Origin of the sequence: Nocardia sp. NPDC047038 (assembly GCF_040644075.1) — a bacterium.
Lineage (GTDB): Bacteria > Actinomycetota > Actinomycetes > Mycobacteriales > Mycobacteriaceae > Nocardia > Nocardia sichangensis.
Genome location: NZ_JBEYVQ010000006.1, coordinates 145517 through 160721, shown reverse-complemented (window position 1 = coordinate 160721; position 15205 = coordinate 145517). Strand labels below are relative to the sequence as shown.

The 15205-nt window shown below is 67.4% G+C and carries 15 protein-coding genes, 1 tRNA gene and 1 pseudogene; 8 read left to right on the top strand and 9 right to left on the bottom strand.

Translation table 11 applies throughout. The features are described from left to right. Nucleotides 1–10: 10 nt before the first annotated feature. The 7 genes from ABZ824_RS21980 to aceE all read right to left on the bottom strand — a co-directional run bounded on the left by ABZ824_RS21980 (nt 11) and on the right by aceE (nt 9100). Complete coding sequence (locus ABZ824_RS21980; RefSeq protein ID WP_356965046.1) at nt 11–496, bottom strand: helix-turn-helix domain-containing protein; 486 nt, start codon at nt 494–496, stop codon at nt 11–13. A 181-nt stretch (nt 497–677) separates the two neighbouring features. Continuing rightward, complete coding sequence (locus tag ABZ824_RS21975) at nt 678–2111, bottom strand: carboxyl transferase domain-containing protein (protein WP_356965045.1); 1434 nt, start codon at nt 2109–2111, stop codon at nt 678–680. Nucleotides 2112–2232: 121 nt separating this feature from the next. Beyond that, a complete protein-coding gene (locus ABZ824_RS21970) occupies nt 2233–3483 on the bottom strand; it encodes a KasA/KasB family beta-ketoacyl-ACP synthase (protein WP_355072747.1) in 1251 nt (416 codons plus the stop codon). Between the two features lie 10 nt (nt 3484–3493). Next, nucleotides 3494–3796, bottom strand: a complete 303-nt coding sequence (gene acpM, locus ABZ824_RS21965) for a meromycolate extension acyl carrier protein AcpM (protein ID WP_039796877.1) — start codon at nt 3794–3796, stop codon at nt 3494–3496. A gap of 122 nt (nt 3797–3918) precedes the next feature. Further along, nucleotides 3919–4833, bottom strand: coding sequence for an ACP S-malonyltransferase (locus tag ABZ824_RS21960; protein WP_355072745.1), 915 nt, complete (start codon nt 4831–4833; stop codon nt 3919–3921). Nucleotides 4834–4961: 128 nt separating this feature from the next. Next, complete coding sequence (locus ABZ824_RS21955) at nt 4962–6296, bottom strand: helix-turn-helix domain-containing protein (protein ID WP_355072743.1); 1335 nt, start codon at nt 6294–6296, stop codon at nt 4962–4964. A gap of 11 nt (nt 6297–6307) precedes the next feature. Then, nucleotides 6308–9100 (bottom strand): pyruvate dehydrogenase (acetyl-transferring), homodimeric type, encoded by a 2793-nt coding sequence (aceE, locus tag ABZ824_RS21950; RefSeq protein ID WP_355072986.1) that lies wholly within the window; start codon nt 9098–9100, stop codon nt 6308–6310. A gap of 338 nt (nt 9101–9438) precedes the next feature. Between aceE and ABZ824_RS21945 the strand changes: the two genes are divergently transcribed. The 8 genes and pseudogenes from ABZ824_RS21945 (at nt 9439) to ABZ824_RS21910 (ending at nt 13849) form a co-directional block, all read left to right on the top strand. Then, on the top strand, nt 9439–9996 hold the full coding sequence (locus ABZ824_RS21945) for a hypothetical protein (RefSeq protein ID WP_356965042.1): 558 nt from the start codon (nt 9439–9441) through the stop codon (nt 9994–9996). A 126-nt stretch (nt 9997–10122) separates the two neighbouring features. Then, nucleotides 10123–10545, top strand: coding sequence for a DUF3052 domain-containing protein (locus tag ABZ824_RS21940; RefSeq protein ID WP_355072984.1), 423 nt, complete (start codon nt 10123–10125; stop codon nt 10543–10545). A 77-nt stretch (nt 10546–10622) separates the two neighbouring features. Then, entirely contained in the window at nt 10623–11087 is a 465-nt protein-coding gene (locus ABZ824_RS21935) for a peroxiredoxin (RefSeq protein ID WP_355072739.1), read from the top strand. Between the two features lie 17 nt (nt 11088–11104). Continuing rightward, a tRNA-Val gene (locus ABZ824_RS21930) sits at nt 11105–11176 on the top strand. Nucleotides 11177–12103: 927 nt separating this feature from the next. Beyond that, nucleotides 12104–12292: a recombinase family protein gene (locus tag ABZ824_RS21925; protein WP_356965041.1), complete on the top strand. Its 189-nt coding sequence runs from the start codon at nt 12104–12106 to the stop codon at nt 12290–12292. Nucleotides 12293–12564: 272 nt separating this feature from the next. Then, nucleotides 12565–12666, top strand: a pseudogene (locus ABZ824_RS21920) (hypothetical protein); the annotation flags it as partial. Nucleotides 12667–12706: 40 nt separating this feature from the next. After that, on the top strand, nt 12707–13534 hold the full coding sequence (locus tag ABZ824_RS21915; RefSeq protein WP_356965039.1) for a GAF domain-containing protein: 828 nt from the start codon (nt 12707–12709) through the stop codon (nt 13532–13534). A 90-nt stretch (nt 13535–13624) separates the two neighbouring features. After that, nucleotides 13625–13849: a hypothetical protein gene (locus tag ABZ824_RS21910; protein ID WP_356965038.1), complete on the top strand. Its 225-nt coding sequence runs from the start codon at nt 13625–13627 to the stop codon at nt 13847–13849. Between the two features lie 11 nt (nt 13850–13860). Here the strand turns inward: ABZ824_RS21910 and ABZ824_RS21905 are convergent, their stop codons facing one another. Together ABZ824_RS21905 and ABZ824_RS21900 are read right to left on the bottom strand one after the other, a co-directional pair. Next, nucleotides 13861–14232, bottom strand: a complete 372-nt coding sequence (locus ABZ824_RS21905) for a hypothetical protein (protein ID WP_356965037.1) — start codon at nt 14230–14232, stop codon at nt 13861–13863. Between the two features lie 92 nt (nt 14233–14324). Beyond that, nucleotides 14325–14879 carry a hypothetical protein gene (locus ABZ824_RS21900; protein WP_356965036.1) on the bottom strand — a complete coding sequence of 185 codons (555 nt, stop codon included), beginning with the start codon at nt 14877–14879 and terminating at the stop codon, nt 14325–14327. Nucleotides 14880–15205: the final 326 nt, after the last annotated feature.

Below are 15205 nucleotides of genomic sequence, written 5' to 3'. Positions count from 1 at the left end.
CCCGAGGGCGTCAGCGCGCGCTACCCGCGGTCGCCTCGGCGCCGGTGACGCCCAGCAAGCCCGGTCCCGGCTTCGGGGTGACATCGCGTGCGGTGAGTTCGGCTCCGCACGAATCGCATTCGAGCCGGACGTGGGCCTCGCCCGCGCACTCCTGATGGGCGTAACGCACCGGAGGCCCTTCCGGCGCCATGTAAGCATCGCCCCAATCACGGATGGCCAGCAGAATCGGGTAGATGTCGTGCCCCTTGGGGGTGAGGCGGTACTCCTCGTGCGCACCCACGGCGGCCTTCTGCTTGACGAGGATGCCGTGCTCGATCAGCCGATCCAGCCGATCCTGCAACCTGCTGCGCGAGATGCCCAGTGCGCTCTGGAAGGCGTTGAACCGCCGGATCCCGGAGAAGCAGGACTTGAGGATCAGCAGCGTCCAGCGATCACCGAAGATCACGAGCGGGCGCGTGATCGAGCACGGCACGTCGGCCAGTTCTTCGTAGCGCACCTCCCGATGCTACCGACCACCGAGCCGCTCCCGCCCCGTGAGACTTCACGACCTCACCCGCTCGAACTGCGTGCGACACACCAAACCATCGACTCCACCGCGCCGCACGCGCCCGTCGGTGCGAAATCCGGAAAACGCGAAGCGGGCCCCGGGAATACCGGAGCCCGCTTCGGTGCGTAGATCAGAGCGGAATGTTCTTGTGGTGGCTGGCGCGGGCCGGGGCCGCGGCGAGCGCCGCCGCGATAATGCTGCGGGTCTTCGCCGGGTCGATGACCTGGTCGACGACACCGATGGCGATAGCGCGCTCCACGCCGCCCGCGATGCGCTCGTGTTCGGCGGTGAGCCGCTCGTGCAGCGCCTCGCGCTCCTCCTCCGGCGCGGCCGCGAGGGCCTTCTTGTGCAGGATGCCGACCGCGGCCTTGGCGCCCATGACGGCCACCTCCGAGCCCGGCCACGCGTAGACCGCCGTCGCGCCGAGCGAGCGGGCATTCATCGCGATGTAGGCGCCACCGTAGATCTTCCGGGTGACCAGCGTGACCCGCGGAACGCGCGCCTCGGCGAACGCGTGCAGCAGCTTCGCGCCGCGCCGGACGACGCCTTCCCACTCCTGGCTGACGCCGGGCAGGTAACCCGGAACGTCGGTGACCACGATCAGCGGAATGCCGAACGCGTCGCACAGCCGCACGAAACGCGCCGCTTTCTCCGCGCTCTCGGAGTTCAGGCAGCCGCCGAGACGGATCGGGTTGTTCGCCAGCACACCGACGGTGCGCCCACCGAGACGGCCCAGACCGGTGACGATGCTGCGGGCGTACCCGCCCTGCAATTCCTCGAACGACGACTCGCCGTCGACGTTGTCGAGCAGCTCGTTGATGATCGGCTTCACGTCGTAGGCGCGCTTCGCCGACTCCGGCAGCATCGCCTTCAGGTCGACGTCGCCGTGCTCGGCCGCGACCAAGTCGAATTCGCCCTGCTCGGCGAACATCGACACCAAGCGGCGAGCGCGGTGCAGCGCGTCGGACTCGTCGGCGGCCACGATGTGGGTGACGCCGGACTTCTTACCGTGCGTCTCCGGCCCGCCGAGGGTGGCCATGTCGACCTGCTCGCCGGTCACGCTGCGCACCACGTCCGGGCCGGTCACGAAGACGCGGCCTTCCGGAGCCATGATCACGATGTCGGTCAGCGCCGGGCCGTAGGCGGCGCCACCGGCCGCGAAGCCGAGCACCACGGAGATCTGCGGGACCAGGCCGGACGCGCGGACCATGGCCTCGAAGACCAGACCGACCGCGTGCAGCGCCTCGACGCCCTCGGCCAGGCGAGCGCCGCCGGAGTGCCACAGGCCGACCACGGGGACACCGGAGTCGATGGCGGTGTCGATGGCGTCGACGATGTGCTTGCAGCCCTCCACGCCCATCGCGCCGCCCATGACGGTGGCATCGGAGCAGTAGGCCACGGTGCGGACGCCGTCCACCTCGCCGATGGCGGCGAGCACGCCGGACTTGTCGCGCGGGTGTAGCGGAAGAATGGTGCCGGGATCGAAGAAACGCTGGAGCCGACCGAGCGGATCGCGCGGGTCGGTCGTCGTCTCCTGATGCAACGCGGGAGCGATGATTGTCATCGCGTTGTCTCCTGACCTCGATAAGTGCGCCGCTGCCGCGGCTGCGTATGGCCAAACGCGGCGGGGCCGACCACGTCAGATGGCCGGCCCCGCCGGAATCGTTGTGCAGTCGATCGCGCGGCTATGCCCGACCGAAGGCGAGCGCTACGTTGTGCCCACCGAATCCGAAGGAATTGTTGATCGCGTACTCGATCTCCTGGCGTCGGGCTTCGCCCTTCACCACGTCGAGGTCGATCTCCGGGTCCTGGTTCTCCAGGTTCAGCGTCGGCGGAACGATGCCGTCGCGGATGGAGAGCACGGTCAGCACGGACTCCAGGGCGCCGACGGCGCCGATCGAGTGGCCGAGCGCCGACTTCGGCGCGTACACCGAGGCGTGGCTGCCCACGGCTTTGTTGATCGCGTTCGCCTCGGCGGTGTCACCGATCGGCGTCGCGGTCGCGTGCGCGTTGATGTGCGTGATGTCCTTCTTGGTCAGACCAGCGGACTGCATCGCCCTTGTCATCGCCCGCGCGGCGCCGTCACCCGTCGGGTCGGGGGCGACGAGGTGGAAGCCATCGGAGGTGATGCCTGCGCCGAGCAGGCGGGCGTGGATGGTCGCGCCCCGAGCCTTCGCGTGCTCCTCGGTCTCGATGACCATCAGCGCGCCCGCCTCGCCGAAGACGAAGCCGTCGCGATCCTTGTCGAAGGGACGCGAGGCGCCCTTCGGGTCCTCGTTGCGGGTGCTCATGGCGCGCATCATGGTGAACGCCGCGATGGGCACCGCGTCGATGAAGCCCTCGACGCCACCGGTGACGACCATGTCCGCGTCACCCATGACGATCATCCGCCAGGCGTTGGCGATGGCCTCGGAGCCGGACGAGCACGCCGAGACCGGAGTGACCACTCCTGCCCTGGCCTTCAATTCGAGGCCGACAACGGCCGAGGGGCCGTTCGGCATGACCATCTGCACAGCCAACGGCGAAATCTTGCGGTAGCCGCCGTTCTTCAGCTTGTCCACGGAATCGATGAGGGCGTCGCCGCCTCCCAATCCCGTGCCGATGGCCACACCCAGCCGCTCCGGGTCGACTTCCGGGCTGCCCGCGTTCCGCCAGACCTCGCGACCGAGCACGGTCGCGAGCTGCTCGACGTAGGCCATGCGCCGACATTCGACCCGGGTCAGCAGGGTGTCCGGCCGGACCTTCAGATGACCGCCGATGCGGACCGGAAGGTCGTATTCCTCGACGAAGGAATCCTCGAGAACGTCGATGCCGCTCTCGCCGTTGAGGAGTCCCTTCCACGTCGCATCGACGTCACCCGCGATCGACGTGGTCGCCGCAAGGCTGGTTACGACGACGTTGGGGAAGTTCCCGTTCAAGGTGGAAGGAGTGGTCACAGTTTCGGCCCTACTCGGCGTTGTCGAACTTGGCCTTGAGCTCGGCCGCCGCCTCAGCGTTCTCGGCCTCGAGCTTCTGGATGTAGTTGACGGCGTCGCCAACGGTCTTCAGGCTGGCCAGATCCTCGTCGGGGATCTTCACGCCGTACTTGTCCTCGGTCTGAACCGCGATCTCGACCATGGACAGCGAGTCGATGTCCAGGTCATCGACGAAGGACTTCTCGATCGTCACTTCGGAGGGCTCGATGCCGGTCACCTCTTCGATGATCTTGCCGAGTTCCTCGACGATTTGTTCCTGGGTCAGAGCGGCCACTTCGTGGCTCCCTTCTTGATACTTTGTAGGGCTCTACTGGTTTTTTTCGGATCGAGCGCGGTAATAGTTACCGCCTCTCGGTCACGACCTCGCATCATGTGATGCATGGTCGCGGAGGAAAGCTAGCCGGACACGGTCAGTTCAGCCAACGCGGGGAGGTCTTGCGGGGTCTTCAGGGCCAGCGTGGGCGTGCCCTTCAGCTCCCTCTTGGCAATGCCGACGAGGGTGCCCGCCGGCGGCAGTTCCGCCACCGCCGAAACGGCGGCCTGCCGGACGGTCTCGGTGCACAGATCCCAGCGAACAGGCCGGGTGACCTGCGCGGCGAGCTTGTCGATCGCGTCCTGTCCGGACGCGACCGGCTTGCCGTCGAAGTTCGAGAGCAAGGTTCTGGTCGGCTCGTTCGGCGTGATCTTCGTTATGGCGTCGGTCACAGCATCCTGCGCGGGCGCCATGAACGCCGTGTGGAACGCGCCCGCGACGGGCAGCGCCCGAACCCTGGCCTTCTCCGGAGGGTTCGCGGCGAGCTCGGCGAGAGCGTCCAACCGACCCGCGGCCACGATCTGGCCCACCGCGTTGCGGTTGGCCGGGACGAGGTCGAGTTCGGTGAGCCGTTCGAGCACGGCGGCCTCATCGCCGCCGAGCACCGCGGACATACCGGTCGGTTCCAGTGCGCACGCCTTGGCCATCTCCGCTCCGCGGATGGCGGCCAACCGGACCGCGTCGTCGGCGGAGATGACTCCGGCGACCGCGGCGGCGGCGAGTTCACCGACCGAATGCCCGGCGACGATGGTAGCGGCGGGCAGCTCGTCCTGGGAGATCTCCGCGAACGCGAGTAGCGCGGCGGCGACCACCAACGGCTGGGTGACCGCGGTGTCGGTGATCTCCTCGGCCGTCGCGGTGGTGCCGAGACGGACCAGGTCCAGGCCGGAAGCCTTGGACCACAGCGTGAGGCGCTCGTTCGCGCCGGGAAGGTCGAGCCAAGGCGCGAGCATGCCGGGTGTCTGAGAGCCCTGTCCAGGGGCGAACAACGCGATCACGCCTCTAAGAAAACACTGTGAGGCGGGCCGCACGAGATGTCGACGCGGATGAAGCTTCGGAAGCGGTTTTGTGGGGGTTCCACAAAAGACCACGTGGGCTGTCCGAATCGACCGATTCCGCCGATGCGTTACAAGCCCTCGGGGCCCAACGCGATCGAAGTGACTTCTGGGACAGGAGTTGACGATTCGTTACGGGTTCGTGTCAAACGACCCACTGTCGCGGCGATCCGGAGGACGTACGCGTCCCGTGGATTCATCGGATCCCGGCCGGTGATCTCGGCGATTCGCTTGAGGCGATACCGAACCGTATTTGGATGGACGTACAGCTGACGCGCACACGTCTCGACCGCTCCACCGCAATCCAGATAGGCATCGAGCGTGTCCGCCAGCGAAGACCCCGCCGCAGCCAACGGTAGGACAAGGTACTCGTTCAGCGCGTCGATCGCAGCTCGATCACCCAACAAAGCGCGTTCCGGCAGCAATTCCGCCGCGTGCACCGGTCGCGGCGCCCCCCGCCAACCCACCACGGCCTCCATCCCGGCCAGCGCTTCCACCGCGCTGGCGTGTGCCGCGCCCAGCGTGCGGGTGGTCGGACCGATCACCACCGGACCATCGGAGAACACCTCCGCGAGCAGGTCGGCCAGGAACGGTGAGATCTGAGCGGTCTCCCCCAGATGCCCGGAGACCACCATCACCAGCCTGGTGCCCTGCACCACCGCGAGCGCGGCCCGCCCGTGCCGCGCCGCGATGGAATGCACCGCCCCCACCGACGAGACACCCTGCTCCCCGGGCGGCGTGCCCACCAGCACCGTCGCCGGTGCGGTGGCGTCCCAGTTCAGCGTCGCGGCCCTGGAGAGCATGTCCGGGCCGGTGTCGCCGCGCACCACGGCGTCGACGACGAGCGCCTCCAACCGGGTGTCCCACGCGCCGCGCGACTCGGCGGCGCTGGCGTACACCGAGGCGGCTGCGAAGCCGAGCTCACGCCCGTAACGCAGCACCGCCTCGGTCAGCGCCACCAGCTGCCGGTCGTTGCGCGCGAGCGCGGGCAGCCACTGCTCGAAGAACTCCATGGCGACGCGCACCATGTCCACGGTCTGGCGCAGCGTCAACCGCCGCGCCAGATCCTGCGGGATCACCTGGAAGGCGTCCAGGCTGAAACGGATGTCGCTGTCCGGGTCCTGGAGCCATTCCAGGAAATTCACCACCGCGGTCTGCACCAGCATCTGCACGCCCGCCCGCTGCGCGGCGTCCAGATCGGCGAAGAACGGCAACCGATCCTGCATCGACCCCACCGCCTCCGTGGAGAGGCGGCCGGAGAACTGCTTCACGCGTTTGAGCAGCGTGTCCGGAAGGGGGTCGCGGGTCTGCCGGTTCGGGGAGAGCGCGCCCGTCGGCAGATACACCTCGTGCTCGGAAGAGCCCTCGGAGATCCGTCGCGGCCGCGGCGGTTTACGGTCCACCATCCAATATTCCGCTATGCGAGGTCTTCGTCCGAACTCACCGCCGCCTTCGGCGCGGCGTCCACGTCGGCGATGCCGTATTTCGCCGCCGCCTCCGCGGCCTTGGCCGGGTCGAGCTTGCCGATCCGGCCGAGTCCGGCCAGCGCGGCGACCACGATGGACTGCGCGTCGACGTTGAACACCCGCCGCGCGGCCGGGCGGGTGTCGGAGAAGCCGAAACCGTCCGTGCCGAGCGTGGTGAAGTCGCCGGGCACCCACTTGCGGACCTGGTCGGGCACCGCGCGCATCCAGTCGGTCGCGGCCACGTACGGGCCGTCGACCCGCGACAGCGCCTCGGTGACGTACGGAACCCCGGGCTCGGCGCCCGGGTCGCGCAGCGCGGCGATCTCCTTGTCGAGCGCCTCCTTGCGGAGTTCGCCCCACGAGGTGACCGACCACACGTCCGCCTGCACGCCCCACTCCTGCGCGAGCAGCGCCTGCGCGCGCAGGCCGTCCGGCACGGTGACGCCGGAGACCAGGATCTGGGCGCGCACCGCGCCCTCACCGCCGCGCTTGTACAGGTAGATGCCCTTGAGCAGCCCCGCGACGTCGAGGTCCTCCGGCTCGGCCGGCTGCGGGTACGGCTCGTTGTAGAGGGTGATGTAGTAGAAGACGTCCTCACCGCCGAACTCGGTCGGGCTGCCGTGCGGATGGGTGCCGGGCAGCGGCGCGGAGCCCTGCGGCGGGGTGCCGCCGCCGTACATGCGGCGCAGGCCGTCGCGCACGATGTGGGCGATCTCGAACGCGAACGCCGGGTCGTAGGTCACCACGGCCGGGTTGGTCGAGGCCAGCAGCAGCGAGTGCCCGTCGTTGTGCTGGAGGCCCTCACCGGTCAGCGTGGTGCGTCCTGCGGTCGCGCCGAGCACGAACCCGCGCGCGAGCTGGTCGGCGGCCGCCCACAGTCCGTCGCCGGTGCGCTGGAAGCCGAACATCGAGTAGAAGATGTACAGCGGGATCATCGGCTCGCCGTGCGTGGCGTACGAGGTGCCCGCCGCGGTGAACGACGCCGTCGATCCCGCCTCGTTGATGCCCTCGTGCAGGATCTGCCCGACGGTGCTCTCTTTGTAGGCAAGCATCAATTCCGCGTCGACGGATGTGTACAACTGCCCATTGCGGTTGTAGATCTTCAACGAAGGGAACCACGAGTCCATACCGAAGGTGCGGGCCTCGTCGGGGATGATCGGGACGATCCGCTTGCCGATCTCCTTGTCCCGCAGCAGCTCCTTCATCAGCCGCACCAGGGCCATCGTGGTGGCGACGTTCTGCTTGCCCGAACCCTTGCGGACCGAGCGGTAGGCCTCGTCGCCGGGCAGCTTCAGCGGCTTGGCCGCGGCGCGCCGCTCGGGCAGGAACCCGCCGAGTGCCTTGCGCCGGTCGAGCATGTACTGGACCTCGCGGGCCTCCATACCGGGGTGGTAGTACGGCGGCAGGTACGGATCCTTCTCCAACTCGGCGTCGCTGATCGGAATCCGCTGCAGGTCGCGGAAGTCCTTGAGATCCTGCAGGGTCAGCTTCTTCATCTGGTGCGTGGCGTTGCGGCCCTCGAAGTGCTTGCCGAGGGTGTAGCCCTTGATGGTCTTGGCCAGGATCACCGTCGGCTGGCCCTTGTGCGCCATCGCCGCCGCGTAGGCGGCGTACACCTTGCGGTAGTCGTGGCCGCCGCGCTTGAGGTTCCAGATCTCCTGGTCGGACAAGTCCTGCACCAGCGCCTTCGTGCGCGGGTCACGCCCGAAGAAGTGGTCGCGGACGTACGCGCCGTCGTTGGCCTTATAGGTCTGGTAGTCACCGTCGGGGGTGCTGTTCATCAGGTTCACCAGCGCACCGTCGCGGTCGGCGCCGAGCAGCGCGTCCCACTCCCGGCCCCAGATCACCTTGATGACGTTCCAGCCCGCGCCGCGGAAGAACGACTCCAGCTCCTGGATGATCTTGCCGTTGCCGCGCACCGGGCCGTCCAGGCGCTGCAGATTGCAGTTGACCACGAAGGTCAGGTTGTCCAGACCCTCCATGGCAGCGACGTGCGCGAGACCGCGCGACTCCGGCTCGTCCATCTCGCCGTCGCCGAGGAACGCCCACACGTGCTGGTCGGAGGTGTCCTTGATACCGCGATCGTGCAGGTAGTGATTGAAGCGCGCCTGGTAGATGGCGTTCATCGGGCCCAGGCCCATGGACACCGTGGGGAACTCCCAGAAGTTGTTCAGCAGGCGCGGGTGCGGGTAGGACGGCAGCCCGTGGCCGGGGCCGCCGTTGCTGTACTCCTGACGGAACCCGTCGAGCTGATCGGTCGACAGCCTGCCCTCGAGGAACGCGCGGGCGTAGATGCCCGGCGAGGCGTGGCCCTGGATGAAGATCGAGTCGCCGCCGCCCTGATGATCCTTGCCGCGGAAGAAGTGGTTGAAGCCGACTTCGTAGAGCGCCGCCGAGGACGCGTAGGTCGAGATGTGGCCGCCGACGCCGATGCCGGGGCGCTGGGCGCGATGCACCATGATCGCGGCGTTCCAGCGGATCCAGGCGCGGAAGCGGCGCTCCACCTCCTCGTCGCCGGGGAACCACGGCTCGTTCTCGGTGGGAATGGTGTTGACGTAGTCGGTGGAGGTCAAGGACGGGATGGCGACCCGACGTTCACCGGCCCGCTCCAACAGACGGAGCATGAGGTAACGCGCACGGCCGGGACCCTCCCGGTCGAGCATCTCATCGAACGACTCGAGCCATTCGCTGGTTTCCTCCGGGTCGATGTCCGGTAGGTAGGACGCCACCCCTTCGCGGATCACCCGCACCCGTCCGGCCGGCTGCGGCGCGTGCGACCCGTTCGGATCGCGGCTCGCGGCGGGCGCGGGAGCGGAGCTGGTACCAGCGGATTTCGCCGGTGCGGAAGAGTGGATCAGGTCGGTCAAATCTGCTCCTCGTACAGGGGTGGACATGCTGATGGCGTCGGTATCCCCGGGCGGGTTCGCTGGTTGGCGGACCCCCCCGTTCACGAAAGGTTCGGGCGCACCATCCATCCTTGCCGATGACGCGTCCCAAATCATCATGTCAGCCGGAAATCCAGTACCGTTCGACAGGCAAGGTGAGCATGTCGAGCGTGGCAGCCCTGAGGAGCGGGAGGACGATGAAGCTGCTGAACCCACGCGGGTTCGGAATGGTGTGCGCCACCGGCGCGGTCGCCGTCGGATTGGTCGTCGCGGGGTGCGCCAACCGCGTGGAAGGCGTGGCGGGTCCGAACGCGAGCGATCTGGCGGCATACAAGACCGAGGCAGCGTCCTCGTCGGCGGCGGCGACCTCATCCAGGCGCGCTGCCGCACAGGCCAAGGCCATCTCCGACAACTGCGGTCAGTTCCCCACCATCACCGGAGCGGGCGTCAGCAAATACAACGATTTCGTCGACGCGCACGATGCGAACGCACCGGACTACGTCGCCAAACGCGACTCGGCGGCGCAGACTCTCGAGGACGCCGCGAACAAGGTGGAAAGCGGCGTGAACTCCGCCAAGGAGGCGCTACCCGCGGACCTGGTGCCGCTGTTCACCGAATACGTGAACGCCGCCCGCGCGCTGGCCGCCGAGACGCGCAAGATGACCTACACCGCCCCGGTCGCGGCGCTCAACGACGCCAGCAAGCGCGTCAACGACGCGCGCAACGCCGTCCGCGACTCGTGTCCGAAGCGCTGAGAAAGCCCTTGACACACCATCGCAACGCGACATTCGGTAGCTATTTCGCCGGATCGGCTTGCGCTGAAGCCCATAACCATGTTCGCTTGCAACTACCTACTGTCGGGAGTTGAGGAGGACGCCACCGTGGTCGCCGCGGCGGACGCGCAGAACTACGCTCAGAAGCTTGGCATCTCACACGGCTTGGTTGTCCAGGAATTGGGCTGGGACGAGGACGTCGACGACGACCTGAGGGCCGATGTCGAGGAAGCGATCGGCGGTGAACTCGTCGACGAGGACTCCGACGAGGTGATCGACGTCGTGCTGCTGTGGTGGCGGGATGGGGACGGTGATCTGGTCGACGCCCTGATGGACGCCATCGCCCCGCTCGCCGACGACGGTTTCGTCTGGGTACTGACCCCCAAGACTGGACAACCCGGCCATGTCGAGCCGAGCGAAATCGCCGAATCCGCACCGACCGCAGGTCTGACCCAGACCTCGGCGATCAGCCTCGGCTCGTGGACCGGAAGCAGACTCGTGCAGCCCAAGGCGCCCTCGAAGCAGCGTTGAGCCACCGCGCTATGGTTTCCACCAGGGTGGTGTCGCACGCCCACCCGGTGGAGACCCGACACGATGGAGGATTCGCTATGCCGCTAGAGGTTGGCACTGTCGCGCCGGATTTCACGCTGAAGGACCAGAACAACCAGGAAGTCACCCTGTCGGCTTACCGGGGCAAGAAGAACGTCCTGATCGTGTTCTACCCGCTCGCCTTCACCGGCATCTGCCAGGGCGAGCTGTGCAAGGTGCGCGACGAGCTGCCCAAGTTCCAGAACGACAACGCGGAGATCCTCGCGATCTCGGTCGGTCCGCCGCCAACGCACAAGATCTGGGCCGCCGAGCAGGGCTACATCTTCCCCCTGCTGTCGGACTTCTGGCCGCACGGCGCGGTGGCCCAGGCCTACGGCGTCTTCAACGAGAAATCGGGCTACCCGAACCGAGGCACCTTCGTCGTCGACCGCGAGGGCTACATCCGCTTCGCCGAGATGAACGGCCCCGGAGAACCCCGTGACCAGGCGGCTTGGGAGAAAGCGCTCGCCGCGCTAGATTCATAAGCCGCCGGTAACGGCACGGGCGTATAGCTCAGCGGTAGAGCTCTGGTTTTACACACCAGCGGTCGGGGGTTCGATCCCCTCTGCGCCCACAGATCAAATGCCAGGTAGAAGCCGCAAACTACATTTGGTGCGTTTGCCCCACTCGCACTATGTGGGGCACCGGCCCCGAGATCTACATCGGACTACATCTGCGGCCGGGTAACCCGCGCGGCAAAGCCCCCGAAGTATGCGCCTATGCGCGCACCGGATGTCGCTCGGAAGCAGCGTTGACGGGCCTAGCGTTCTTGCCGATGCGGTGCCGTCGGCGAGTGTCCCGACTACTGTAGTGAGACAAACACTTCAGCGGGATGACGAATGAGCACGGGGGGCACGCCGATTCCGCCAGACCCGCCCGCCCCGCCGCAGAACGATCCGCCCGCACCGGGTCAGTCTTCGCGGTGGGGCAGGGTGTTCCATTGGTCGGGCTGGACGAAAGTAGCGGCCATGGCAACGACAGTGGCGACGCTCGGCGCGACGATCACCGCCGCCGGCGCCCTATGGTTCACCGCTCAGTCTCTGCGCGCGACGAACAACCAGTACTCCTTATCGCAGCAGACGGCGGTCACCGATCGCTTTCGGCTGGCGGCTGAACAACTCGCCTCCGACAAGATCGACGTACGGCTCTCGGGTGTCTATCTGCTCGAGCGGCTCGCCAGAGACTCACCTGCAGACCAATGGACTGTCGTCGCAGTACTGACAGCGTTCCTCCGCACGCACACGAGCTCAATTGCTCCCGAATGTGGGGACCTATCGAAGCCGACGCCTGTAGACATCCAGGCTGTACTTACCGCTATCGGGCGCCGCAATCCCATCCATGACAGCAACAACCCCACTGATCGCATCGACCTGAGGCTTACCTGCCTAGCCAGAGCGGATCTCATGGGCGCGAATCTCGAAAACGCGAACCTAGCGGGCGCGAATCTCGCCCATGCGAACCTGGGGGGTGCGAATCTCGTCGGTGCGGATCTCACACCCTCGTGGTCCTGTCGCTGGACCCGCTCGGCCGCTCCCTGCAAGACCTGGTCGCGATCGTCGCCAGCCTGCGCCAGCGCGGCATCGGATTCCGGCCCCTGCACGAAGCCCTCGACACCACCGCCCCCGGCGGGCGCCTGGTCTTCCACGTCTTCGCCGCCCTGGCCGAGTTCATCCGCAAGCTGATCGTCTAAGGCACCCACGAAGGCCTCGACGCCGCACGCGCCCGCGGTCATGACCACCGAGCAGATCCGCCAGGCCCGCGCCATCCTCACCCGACCGGAAGAAACCGTCTCCTCGGTCGCACGGCTGGGTGTCTCGCAGCACGATCTACATGTACCTGCCCGAACTGACCACCCAAGCCAAGGCTGTGCTCGAGGAAAGCGCCTGACCGCCGGAAAACGCTGGGACGCGGGTGTTATCAGGGGTCAGTCGCGCGTCTTGTACGTTATGAGGTTGCCGTCACACCATCGCCGAACTGGCGGAGCTGTTCGAGGTGTCGCGCCCGACGGTGTACCGAGTCCTCGACCGCGCCGGCATCACGGCAGCCACAGCGGATGCGGCATGACCGACGCAACCACGTACTCTACCCAGGCCTGAACACCCCCATGGGAAGCGAGCACCACACCTTGTCGATCACCGCTGACAGAACCGCCCTCACCGACCCCACCCGGCTAGCTGCGGTACGCCGTTACGAGATCCTCGACGCTCCAACCGACGGCCAGTTCGACATCATCGCGGCGACCGCCGCAGCGGTGTGCGGCACCCCGATCGCCACGGTCAGCATCGTCGACGCCGATCGGGTCTGGTTCGCCGCGACCAAGGGACTGGATGGTGTCGCGCAGGTCGGCACGGAACCGGGACTGTGCGCGTCGGCGTTCTGCGCCGATGGCCCGTACGTGGTCAACGACGCGGTCACGGATCCGCGCACCCTCGATCATCCGTTGGTACGTGGTGAGCTGGGGCTGCGGTTCTACGCCGCCGCCCCGATCGTCACCGCCGACGGGCACCACCTCGGCACCGTTACCGCAATCGACGCCGTGCCTCGGGAGTTGAGCGAGGTGCAGAGCACCGTGCTCGGCTATCTCGCCGACCAGGTCGCGCAGCACCTGGAGCTGCGCCTGGCCACCATCAAGGCGGTACGCGCCGAACGCCAGTTGCGCGACGATGCCGAGCAACGCGCCGCTGCCGCCGCCGAGCTCGCCGCCCAGATACGAGCCGCGGCTGCCGTACAGGCCACCACGCCGCACCCTGAGCACTGCCAGCTCGGCGGCACCGCCGGCTGCACCGCGCCGGCCGAGCTGAAGATCGCCGATTCGTGGGGCGACTCGGCCTGGGGCTGCACCACCCACGTCGAAGAGGCCATCATCAACGTCCGTTCGGTGTTCATCGCCAACGAGGAACTCGGTGGCCTGGCCGCCTACCTCAACCGCTGACCGTCACCACGAACCAACCTCCCGGCCCCCGTGCGGCACCGGCAGCCCGGGTGACCGCCCGCCACGCGCGCACCCGCAGCTACCGGCCTCGTGGTCCACTTGTTGTTTCCCCTGGGCGTCACTGCCTTGGACGGCATGCGCACGACGATGCGGCGGGCCATGCACGACACGACCGACGAGCTCCCGCCACCACGCGTGATCGAGTCACGCAGCGCCGACGACCCGCAGAACCCCACGATCGTGGAGTACCGGCTGGCCGAAGGCACGCTGCCACTGCTCGCCGCGGCGCTCGAACGCATCGACGGCAGAAGGTAGGCCTACCCGCCTCACGCCTCCGACGCGGGATCCGCCGCTACGAGCGTCGCGGTGCGGACGCTGAACGGGTAGCGGCCGGACGCCTCGAGCACGGCCCGCACGATCGAGTGCGCGTATCGGAGGGTATAGGTGACCCGACCGAGCCAGTCGCCATCCACGGTGGGGATCCAGTGTGTGAGGGTGCCGGCGGTTTCGCCACGCATCTCCACCCCGGCGTCGTTCGCGTGCTGCGGCATCTCGGGATCGCGGAGCAGAAGTGCGTCCAGGCGCACCCAGACCGGCCGAGGCGCGTAGGTGTCCGGCCGGTAGTGATACCCGGTCGCGCTTGGGAACTCCAGCTCGGCATTCATGTCACGCGGCGCAGGCTCGATTGTCGAACCCATGTTCGAATCGTCCTGCAGAGTCAGGAACCCTTACGGGCTATTTCTTGCGGGCGCTAGGCATCTTTCTTGCGCTGTGCTTCCCGCTCTTGGCCTCAAGCCTTAACGATGCGCCTGCCCCCTTTTGGTTCTACGACCATGTACCTACCCGTGGTCGCACTCCGGGGCGTCGTGGTCCTCATCCCCGCCACATGGAAGACAACCGCGGGGAACTCCGGCGAGGAGGTCTTCTTGGGCTCGTCGGTGCCCGCATCGCTTTTTGAGGCATGGCTGGCCTCTCCCCGGTCGCGGAGCCAACTGGCGACGACTGAGCGCATCTGCTCGAACGGGGTGTTGGCGGAGTTGATGACGCCTACAGGCTGACCGATGAGAAATCCGCCGGTCGTTGCGCCGAAGACGTCGAGGAGCGAGTGCACATCTACGGCTGCGGATTGCTCACTACTTTGGCTGCTCGACGGGCTAGGAGCCACATATTGGTCGATGAGTCGCTGTAGTGCTGCCACGGGCACTGAGTCGGTTTGGTTACGGGCTGCGACCGCTTGCTCGATGACCTCGCGCAACCAGGTACCAGTGGAGATGCCACGTTCCTTGGCCAGCGCGCGGGCTTCCCGGAGCACATCCTTGGGGAGCCGTACGCTGTAACCCACCATCGGTGAAGTGTCATCTGGCTCGTGCTCGGTCAACTCGGCAGCAGCAATCTCGTCAGCCTGGATTCACCGCCAGCTCCGCGTGTGCTCGGAGAGGACACGTTCAAGCCGATCACGGCGCAGCTGCTCGAGCGGAGCGCGGCATGAGCGCGGCAGAACAGCGTCGGCGGCGGTCTTCCCTGGCGGGCGAGCATCCCGCGTGGACGGTTCCCGCCGCTCCGGAATCCGGCGTATCGACCGAAGCGCCGCCGCAGGCCGCGCCCGAATCCGCGCAACCGGAGAAGCGCCCTGAACCACCAGTTGCACGCTCAGTCGCGCTACGGGGCCGG

Bases quoted from the DNA above. Each gene is read 5' to 3' on its own strand.
- ABZ824_RS21975 (WP_356965045.1), bottom strand. From the start codon at position 2,111: ATGACAATCATCGCTCCCGCGTTGCATCAGGAGACGACGACCGACCCG.
- ABZ824_RS21955 (WP_355072743.1), bottom strand. From the start codon at position 6,296: ATGGTGGACCGTAAACCGCCGCGGCCGCGACGGATCTCCGAGGGCTCT.
- ABZ824_RS21945 (WP_356965042.1), top strand. From the start codon at position 9,439: ATGAAGCTGCTGAACCCACGCGGGTTCGGAATGGTGTGCGCCACCGGC.
- ABZ824_RS21935 (WP_355072739.1), top strand. From the start codon at position 10,623: ATGCCGCTAGAGGTTGGCACTGTCGCGCCGGATTTCACGCTGAAGGAC.
- ABZ824_RS21915 (WP_356965039.1), top strand. From the start codon at position 12,707: ATGGGAAGCGAGCACCACACCTTGTCGATCACCGCTGACAGAACCGCC.
- ABZ824_RS21905 (WP_356965037.1), bottom strand. From the start codon at position 14,232: ATGGGTTCGACAATCGAGCCTGCGCCGCGTGACATGAATGCCGAGCTG.
- ABZ824_RS21900 (WP_356965036.1), bottom strand. From the start codon at position 14,879: ATGGTGGGTTACAGCGTACGGCTCCCCAAGGATGTGCTCCGGGAAGCC.